This window comes from Streptomyces capparidis, assembly GCF_054782095.1.
The window spans coordinates 112,853-120,786 of the sequence record NZ_BAAGTD010000026.1 but is presented as its reverse complement, the minus strand read 5'-3'; the positions used below and the strand labels follow the sequence as shown (position 1 = coordinate 120,786).

The window sequence follows — 7,934 nt, the reverse complement described above, 5'->3', positions numbered from 1 at the left end:
CGCCGGTCACCGCCCGTCGGCGGCCGGACCGGCCGTCGGGGCCGCGCCGCCCGGTCCGGCGCCCGGGCGTGCCGCGGCCGGCGCGGCACCCGGCTCGGTGGCGGCCTGCGCGCACGGCTCCGGCAGCGCCGAGGTGAACGCCTCCCGCCGGTCCGCCGGCCACGCCCGGAGGCGGTCCCACCGCTCCCAGCCGCCCTGCCCGGCGAGCAGGCGCGCGTAGCCGGGGTGGCCGTCGGCGACGCGCCGGGCGACGAAGGCGCGGCCCGCGGCCGTGGTGTCCTCCACGGCCCGGGGCAGCTCGGCCCGCTCCGGCCGGGACAGGCCGTAGGCGTCGGCGAGGACCCGCAGCCTCCGCGCGGCCGTGCGCTCCCAGTCCCCGCCCTCCCCCGCGGGGGCGGGGTCGAGCAGGGGCACCCGGAACCGGGCGGTCATCGCCAGGTCCCACACGGGGCGGCCGGGGGCCGCCCGGTCGAAGTCGATCAGGGCGTGGGCCCGGCCCGCCCGAAGACCACGTTCCGCGGGCACACGTCGTTGTGGCACAGCACCGGGCCGCCGCGCGGGTCGGCCGGCTCGGTGGGCCGGCCCGCGCCCGCGTCCGGGGGCACGGCGGCGCTCGCGTCGTGCAGCCGCCGCAGCAGGGCGCCCACCGAGCGCAGCGCGGCGACGCCGCGGACCCAGCCGGGGAACGGGGGCACGGCGACCTCGCCGGGGACGAACTCGACCTCCTCCCGGCCGTCGGGGCGCAGCCGCACCGGGGCCGGGACGCCGTCGAAGCCGCCCGCCCGCAGCGCCCGCGGATGGGCGTGGAGGGCCTTCGCCGCGGGCGGCGCCGGCCGCTCCACCAGGTCGCCGCGGCGCGGCACCGCGCCCGCGTTCGCCATTCCCCCGGCCGGCACCTCGGCCACGCCTGCCTCCTCCCGCCGGGCGGACGGGCGCCGCCCGCCGGTTCATGCCCGGCGGGCGGCCCGGCGAACCGGCCGGGGCGGGGTGGCGGGGCGCGTCGGGCGGGGCGGTCAGGCGGCGCCGAAGCGGCCGTCGACCACGGTGCCGTTGACGTCGGGGTGCTGGAGGGCGTGGTCGGGGTGGTCGGGGGCGGGCGGGCCGAAGGCGCCGGTGAACGGGGACCTGTGGTCGGTGGTGCGGCGGTGGCGGCCGGGCGGCGTGGCGTCCGCCGGCTGCCGGGCCGCGGGGATGTGCGAGAACCGGCGGGCGCGGTCGCCGCGCGTGGTGAGCTGCTGGACGCGGCCGACCAGGGTGGCCAGGTCGATGCCGAGCTGCCCGGCCAGCGCCTGCTGGTCCACCCCGGAGGCCCAGCCCTGGAGCAGGAGCTGGTCCATGGCGGGCGGCCAGGCGGGCTCGGCCGGGGCGGGCGGCACGTTCGGCACGGGGCACGGCTCGGGCGCGGGGGGCGGCTGCTGGGGCGGCGGCGCGGGCTGGGGCGAGGAGCCGTCCCGCTGCGCCGTCCAGGTGCCGTCCTGCGGGGGCTCGCCCTCGGCGGACTCGTCGTAGTCGGGGCCGGCGAGTATGGCCTCCGCGATCTGTCGTGCCGCCGCCCGGCCGATGCGCCGGCGGGAGAGCCGCACGCTGCGCTCGGCGAGGCCGAGGAGCTGGGCGACCGCGCCGTCGCTGCCCACGGTGACGCTCAGGGCCGCGAGCACTCGGGTGCGTTCGGTCTGCGCCTCCTCGAGGGCGGCCCTGGCCGCCTCGACGCGCTCGTCGGCGAGGCAGAACGCTTCCGCCAGCAAGGAGTTCCGCTCCCACATCTGCCGTGGATCCACGCCACTGCCAACGCCGCCCCCGGGGTCACGTCACGCCGGATCGACCCCTATACACCTGTTCACCGTATTCGTCGGACCGGCTCGGCGGCGACACACCGTGGTGCGGAGTGACCGGATGACGATGCGAAGAGAGGCTGGTGTGTCCGGACGGAACCCTCCGGTGGGGCCCGGCCGCCGGGGGTGCGGCGCCCCCGGCCGCGAGCCGCCGGGAAAGACCCGCCCCGGCCTGTTTCCCCCGTCCGGACCCGGGTACCCGCGACGCGCCGGAACGGAAATGATCAGCGGAGGGCGTCGGATGAGCGCGGAGGAACCGCGGGAGCGGGACAGCAAGGGCTACGACCGGGCACGGGACGAGCGGGAGCCCGGCGCCCACTCGGGCGGGGAGAGCCGGGAGCGGGACCGGGTGATCCCCGGCACGGCGAGCGCGAGCGAGGGGTACGCGGCCGAGCACGCCGAGGGCGGCACGGCGCAGGGCGACCCGATCGCGGGCCGCCGCGTGCCCGAGGAGGAGCCGCAGGACGACGACGGCCGGTGAGCGCGGCGGCGCGGTGCGTCGCGGCACGGAGCGCGCCGCGCGGGTGCGCCGCCGGTGTGGTGTGTGACCCGATGTCCGTCTCCTCCCGCATGTCCAAGGTGGCGAGCGGCTTTTTGTGGGCACAAGGTGGGGGTGTGGTGCCGTAAGGCTTCGTAATCCAAGGGCTCGCCAGGGCGGGCCGTATAGGGGTGATCGGGTTTGTCGCACACGTCCCGGACCGCTCAGGGCGCTCCGTGCTGGGTGGGTCTCATGGCGCGTGATCTGGACGCGGCGCAGAGTTTCTACGGCGCGCTGCTGGGGTGGCAGTTCAAGCCGGGGCCGCACCGCCTGGGCGCCTACGTGCTCGCGATCGCCGACGGCGACCCGGTCGCGGGGATCGGCGCCATGGCCCAGGACCTGGGGTTCCCCGTGTCCTGGACCGCGTACTTCTCCACCACGGACGCGAACCGCACCGCGGAGCGCGTCCGCGAGCGCGGGGCCACCGTGGCGGTCGGGCCGGTGGACTTCGTCACGGGGCGGGTGGCCTGGGCGGCCGACCCGGCCGGGGCCGCGTTCGGCTGCTGGGAGGGGGACATGGACCCGGGCTGGGCGGTGCGGCGGTCGCCCGGCCACCTGGCGTGGCTGGAGCTGCGCACCAGGGACGCGTTCGCGGCGGCCATGTTCTACGGGGAGGTGTTCGGCTGGGACCGGGCCGACCCGGACCGGTACGAGATGTCCTACGAGCACGACCGGGTGATCCTCAACATCGACGGGCACCGGGTGGCGGGCCTGTTCAGCGGGGCGGTGGAGGCCGCGCCCGACCCGCGGGTCAGGCCGCGCTGGCAGCTCTACTTCGGGGTGCCGGACGTGGACGCGGCGGCCGCGCGGGCGGTGGACCTCGGCGGCCGGGTGGAGGAGCCGCCGGCGGACTCGCCGTACGGGAGGACCGCCACGCTGCGGGACGCGGAGGGCGGGCTGTTCAGCGTCACCGGCACGGAGTGAGCCGCGCGGGGCGCCGTCCCGGGCGGTGACGGGGCGGAAGGGGCGCGGCCGGGAGCCACACGGTTCCCGGCCGCGCCCCTTCGCCGTCCCGCGCGCCTTCTCTTCCGTCCTGGGGGCCCGGGGCGGCCGCGGGGCGTTTCGCGGTGTCCTGCCCCGGTCCGTGGTCGTTGGCCCGGTGTGGAGGCGGAAGGGACACGAAAGGACACCGCGATGACTGCTGGGGATCCCGCGGCCGGGGGCCACGGCCGCCCCGCCGCGCGCCGGACCATCGGGGGCGGCTACTACCTGGCGCCGCCCGACCCCGACCCGCGGCCCGCGCACTCCCTGCCCGCGGCCGATGTGCGGCGGCTGGACCTGCACACCGCGCTGGTGACGGCGGGCGTGCCCCCGCTGCCCGGGGACGGCGACGCGATCCGGGCGGTGGCGCAGCTCGACGACACCACGGTGCGGACGGTGATCGCGTGGATCACGAGCGCGGCGGCGCGCTGAGCGGGGCCGGGGCGGGGGCCGGGGGCCGGGGCGGGGGCCGGGGGCCGGGGCGGGGTGGCGGGTGCCGGGGCGGGGGCCGGGGGCCGGGGCGGGGTGGCGGGTGCCGGGGCGGGGTGGCGGGTGCCGCGGTGGGCGGATCCGGGCCGCGGAGGGTTCGCGCGGCGGGGGCGGGACAGGCCGCGCCGGGGTCGCGGCGGGCGACTGAACCAAGATAGTAAAGGTTAAGTAAAGCTCCTCTCCTGTCCGGGAGTCACCGCAGGGAAGTCGAAACTTGACCGGTTTATGGACACGGCCGGTCGGGACGTCTACCTTGAGCGGGCACCCCGCACCTCCCCCCGCCCGAGGAGGCCCCATGAAGGACGTGACGCCGCTCGCCGACGGCTGGACGCTGCACCCGCTCCCGTCCGGGGGGCCGCCGCCGCGGGACGTCCGGGACCAACTGGCGGACGGCGTCCCGGCCGCGGTGCCCGGCTGCGTCCACACCGACCTGATGGCCGCGGGGCTGCTCGCCGACCCGTTCCTCGACCGCAACGAGGCGGACGCCGCCTGGGTGGGCCGCGCCGACTGGGAGTACCACACCGTGCTCGCTCCCCCGGGCACCGGGCACGAGCGCACCGACCTGGTCTTCGAGGGGCTCGACACCGTCGCCGAGGTCGTCCTGGGCGGCCGGGTGCTGGGCGCCGCCCGGAACATGCACCGCACGCACCGCTTCGACGCCACCGGCCTGCTCGGCCCCGGGCCCACGGCGCTCGCGGTGCGCTTCACCAGCGCCTACACCGAGGCCGAGGCCCAGCGGGACCGGCTCGGCGACCGGCCGAACGCCTACCCGGAGCCGTTCCCCTTCCTGCGCAAGATGGCCTGCTCCTTCGGCTGGGACTGGGGCCCCACCCTGGTCACCGCCGGGATCTGGCGCCCCGCCAGGCTGGAGCACTGGAGCACCGCCCGGCTGGCGCGGGTGCGGCCCCTGGTGGCCGTGGGCGACGGCACCGGCCGGGTGACCGTCCACGCGGACCTGGCGCGGACGGACCGCGGGGCGGGGCGTGAGCTGCTGCTGCGGGCGCGGGTCGGGCGGTTCCGCGCCGAGGTGGCCGTCCCCGCGGGCGCGGACGGGGCGGCCGTCACGGTGACGGTGCCCGACCCCGAGCTGTGGTGGCCGCGCGGGCACGGCGGGCAGCCGCGGTACGGCTGCGTGGTCACCCTGGCCGACCGGGCGACCGGCGAGGAGCTGGACCGGTGGTCGCGGCGGATCGGCTTCCGCACGGTGGAACTGGACACCGGCCCGGACGAGCACGGCAGCGGCTTCACCTTCGTCGTCAACGGCGAGCGGCTGTTCGCGCGCGGCGTCAACTGGATCCCCGACGACGTCTTCCCCAGCAGGATCGGCGCGGACCGCTACCGGGCCCGGCTGGCTCAGGCCGCGCGGGCGGGGGTGAACCTGGTGCGGGTGTGGGGCGGCGGCGTCTACGAGAGCGAGGACTTCTACGACGCGTGCGACGAGCTGGGCCTGATGGTGTGGCAGGACTTCCTGTTCGCCTGCGCCGCCTACCCCGAGGAGGAGCCGCTGCGCTCGGAGGTGGAGGCCGAGGCCAGGGACAACGTGGCGCGCCTCGCCCCGCACCCGAGCCTGGTGCTGTGGTGCGGCAACAACGAGAACCTGTGGGGCTTCACCGACTGGGGCTGGCGCGACGCCCTGGCCGGGGCGAGCTGGGGCGAGGGCTACTACCTGGACCTGCTGCCGCGCGTGGTCGCCGAGGTGGACCCGACCCGCCCGTACTGGCCGGGCAGCCCCTGGTCCGGCTCCTGGGAGCGGCACCCCAACGACCCCGCCCACGGCAACGCCCACTCGTGGGAGGTGTGGAACCGCGACGACTACACCCGCTACCGGGACAGCGTGCCGCGGTTCGTCGCCGAGTTCGGCTGGCAGGCGCCCCCGGCCTGGGCCACGCTGCGCCGGGCGCTGCGCGACGACCCGCCGGCCCCCGACTCGCCCGGCATGCTGCACCACCAGAAGGCCGAGGACGGCAACGGCAAGCTGGCGCGCGGCCTCGCCCGGCACTTCGCCGACCCGGCCTCCTTCGACGACTGGCACTACCTCACCCAGGTCAACCAGGCCAGGGCCGTGGCCGCCGGCGTGGAGCACTGGCGCGCGCACTGGCCGGTGTGCGCCGGGACCGTGGTGTGGCAGCTCAACGACTGCTGGCCGGTCACCTCCTGGTCCGCGATCGACGGCGACGGGCGGCCCAAACCGCTGTACCACGAGCTGCGCCGCCTGTACGCCGACCGCCTGCTGACCGTCCAGGTGCCCGACGGCCGCCCCCGGGCCGTCGCCGTCAACGACTCGGCCGCGCCCTGGTCCGGCACCGTCCTGGCGCGCCGGGTCGCGGTGGACGGCACGGTGGCCGCCGAGGCGCGGGTGCCGTTCTCCGCCGGGCCGCGCTCGGTGGTCCGCGTGGCGCTGCCCGAGCACGTGGTCCCGGCGCCGGGCTGCGCCAAGGAGCTGCTCGTGGTGGACGCCGGCGAGCTGCGGGCCCTGTGGTCCGCCTGCCCGGACCGGGAGTTCGCCCACCCCCGCCCGGCCTACGACGTGGAGGTGGCGCGCCGCGGCGCGGGGGCCGAGGTGACGGTGCGCGCCCGCGCGCTGCTGCGCGACCTGCTGCTCCAGGCGGACCGGCTGCACCCGGACGCGGTGGCCGACCGGGGGCTGGTCACGCTGCTGCCCGGGGAGAGCGTGACGATCGCGGTCGCCAACTGGCCCGAGCCCTCCCGCGAGGCGGCGGAGGCCGCCCTGTACTGCGTGAACGCCGCACAGCCGGCCCCCGGCGGGGACGCGCGGGACGGCTGAGCGCGCCGCCGCCCCGGCGCGGTCGCGGCGGTGCCGGGCAGGCCGCGGGCCGGGGCGGGCAGGCGCTCCACCGGGACGCCACCGCGCCGCCGCGCCCGGTCGTCACCGTGCCGCTGGGAAGCGGCCGAGACCCGAAAGGCACCGCCGATGCAGACCGAAGACCACTCCGCGGCGAACCGGCCCCCGGCCGCCGCCCCGCCCGCCGGACCCGACGCGCGCCCCCTGGCCGCGCTCGACATCGGCGGCACCAAGGTGGCCGGGGCGCTGGTCCACCCCGACGGGCGCCTGCTGGCCCGGGCGCAGCGCCCCACCCCGGCGGGCGAGGACGGCGAGACGGTGGCGGCCGCGGTGCTCGCCGTGCTCGACGACCTCGCCCGCGACCCGCGCTGGCCCGGCGTGCGCTGCGTCGGCCTCGGCAGCGCGGGCCCGGTGGACACCGCGCGCGGCACCGTCAGCCCGGTGAACATCGGCGGCTGGCGGGACTTCCCGCTGGTGGAGCGGGTGCGGCGGCACCCCGCCGCCGACGGCCTGCCGGTGGTGCTGTGCGGGGACGGGGTGGCGATGACCGCGGGAGAGCACTGGCAGGGCGCGGCGCGCGGGTACGCCAACGCGCTGTGCCTGGTGGTGTCCACCGGTGTGGGCGGCGGCCTGGTGCTCGGCGGCGCCCTGTACCCCGGGCCGAGCGGCAACGCCGGGCACCTCGGGCACATCAGCGTGGACCTGGACGGCGAGCCGTGCCCGTGCGGCGCCCGGGGCTGCGTGGAGGTCATCGCCAGCGGCCCGGCGATCGCCCGCCGCGCCCTGCGGGACGGCTGGCGACCGCCGGACGGCGACGCCTCGGCGCTGGCCGTCGCCGCGTCCGCCCGGGCCGGGGACCCGGTCGCCAGGGCGGCGTTCGCCCGCTCGGCGCGGGCCCTGGCGGCGGGCATCGCGGCCACCGCCGCGCTGGTGGAGATCGACGTGGCCGTCGTCGGCGGCGGGGTCGGGCAGTCCGGCGAGGTGCTGCTGGGGCCGCTGCGGCAGCACCTGGAGTCGTACGCGGTGCTGTCGTTCACCCGCGGCATCCGGGTGCGGGCGGCCGAACTGGGCACCGCGGCGGGCCTGGTCGGCGCGGCGGCCGCGGCGGCGCAGACGCTGGGAATCCCGCTGGAGGGGGTGGGCACGCGGGGCGCCCCGGGGCGGGGGTGAGACCGGGCGGCGGGGCCGCGGCGAAGTCCGGTTCCCGCCGAGCGCCGACTTCGCCCCGCCCCGGCGCCGGGTTCACTCGTCGGCGAAGTCAGCGCAACCAACCGGGGTGCACACGCGTTGA

The 7,934-nt window shown here is 78.5% G+C and carries 6 protein-coding genes and 1 pseudogene; 5 read left to right on the top strand and 2 right to left on the bottom strand.

What is annotated here, in order from left to right:
- Positions 1-123: 123 nt before the first annotated feature.
- Together ACYVO2_RS21610 and ACYVO2_RS21605 are read right to left on the bottom strand one after the other, a co-directional pair.
- Positions 124-881: pseudogene (locus ACYVO2_RS21610) on the bottom strand (aminoglycoside phosphotransferase family protein); the annotation flags it as partial.
- Positions 882-1,013: 132 nt separating this feature from the next.
- Positions 1,014-1,745: a hypothetical protein gene (locus tag ACYVO2_RS21605; RefSeq protein ID WP_461009570.1), complete on the bottom strand. Its 732-nt coding sequence runs from the start codon at positions 1,743-1,745 to the stop codon at positions 1,014-1,016.
- A gap of 328 nt (positions 1,746-2,073) precedes the next feature.
- On the opposite strand from ACYVO2_RS21605, the gene ACYVO2_RS21600 reads away from it, so the two are divergent.
- The 5 genes from ACYVO2_RS21600 to ACYVO2_RS21580 all read left to right on the top strand — a co-directional run bounded on the left by ACYVO2_RS21600 (position 2,074) and on the right by ACYVO2_RS21580 (position 7,813).
- Positions 2,074-2,313 carry a hypothetical protein gene (locus ACYVO2_RS21600; protein WP_461009569.1) on the top strand — a complete coding sequence of 80 codons (240 nt, stop codon included), beginning with the start codon at positions 2,074-2,076 and terminating at the stop codon, positions 2,311-2,313.
- 249 nt (positions 2,314-2,562) lie between these two features.
- A complete protein-coding gene (locus ACYVO2_RS21595; protein ID WP_461009568.1) occupies positions 2,563-3,294 on the top strand; it encodes a VOC family protein in 732 nt (243 codons plus the stop codon).
- A gap of 210 nt (positions 3,295-3,504) precedes the next feature.
- Positions 3,505-3,783 carry a hypothetical protein gene (locus ACYVO2_RS21590; protein ID WP_461009567.1) on the top strand — a complete coding sequence of 93 codons (279 nt, stop codon included), beginning with the start codon at positions 3,505-3,507 and terminating at the stop codon, positions 3,781-3,783.
- Between the two features lie 352 nt (positions 3,784-4,135).
- Positions 4,136-6,625 carry a glycoside hydrolase family 2 protein gene (locus tag ACYVO2_RS21585; RefSeq protein ID WP_461009566.1) on the top strand — a complete coding sequence of 830 codons (2,490 nt, stop codon included), beginning with the start codon at positions 4,136-4,138 and terminating at the stop codon, positions 6,623-6,625.
- Between the two features lie 147 nt (positions 6,626-6,772).
- Positions 6,773-7,813, top strand: a complete 1,041-nt coding sequence (locus tag ACYVO2_RS21580) for an ROK family protein (protein WP_461009565.1) — start codon at positions 6,773-6,775, stop codon at positions 7,811-7,813.
- Positions 7,814-7,934 lie beyond the last annotated feature (121 nt).

Coding starts and splice junctions, on each gene's coding strand:
- ACYVO2_RS21600 (WP_461009569.1), top strand. CDS start 2,074: ATGAGCGCGGAGGAACCGCGGGAGCGGGACAGCAAGGGCTACGACCGG.
- ACYVO2_RS21585 (WP_461009566.1), top strand. CDS start 4,136: ATGAAGGACGTGACGCCGCTCGCCGACGGCTGGACGCTGCACCCGCTC.
- ACYVO2_RS21580 (WP_461009565.1), top strand. CDS start 6,773: ATGCAGACCGAAGACCACTCCGCGGCGAACCGGCCCCCGGCCGCCGCC.
- ACYVO2_RS21595 (WP_461009568.1), top strand. CDS start 2,563: ATGGCGCGTGATCTGGACGCGGCGCAGAGTTTCTACGGCGCGCTGCTG.
- ACYVO2_RS21590 (WP_461009567.1), top strand. CDS start 3,505: ATGACTGCTGGGGATCCCGCGGCCGGGGGCCACGGCCGCCCCGCCGCG.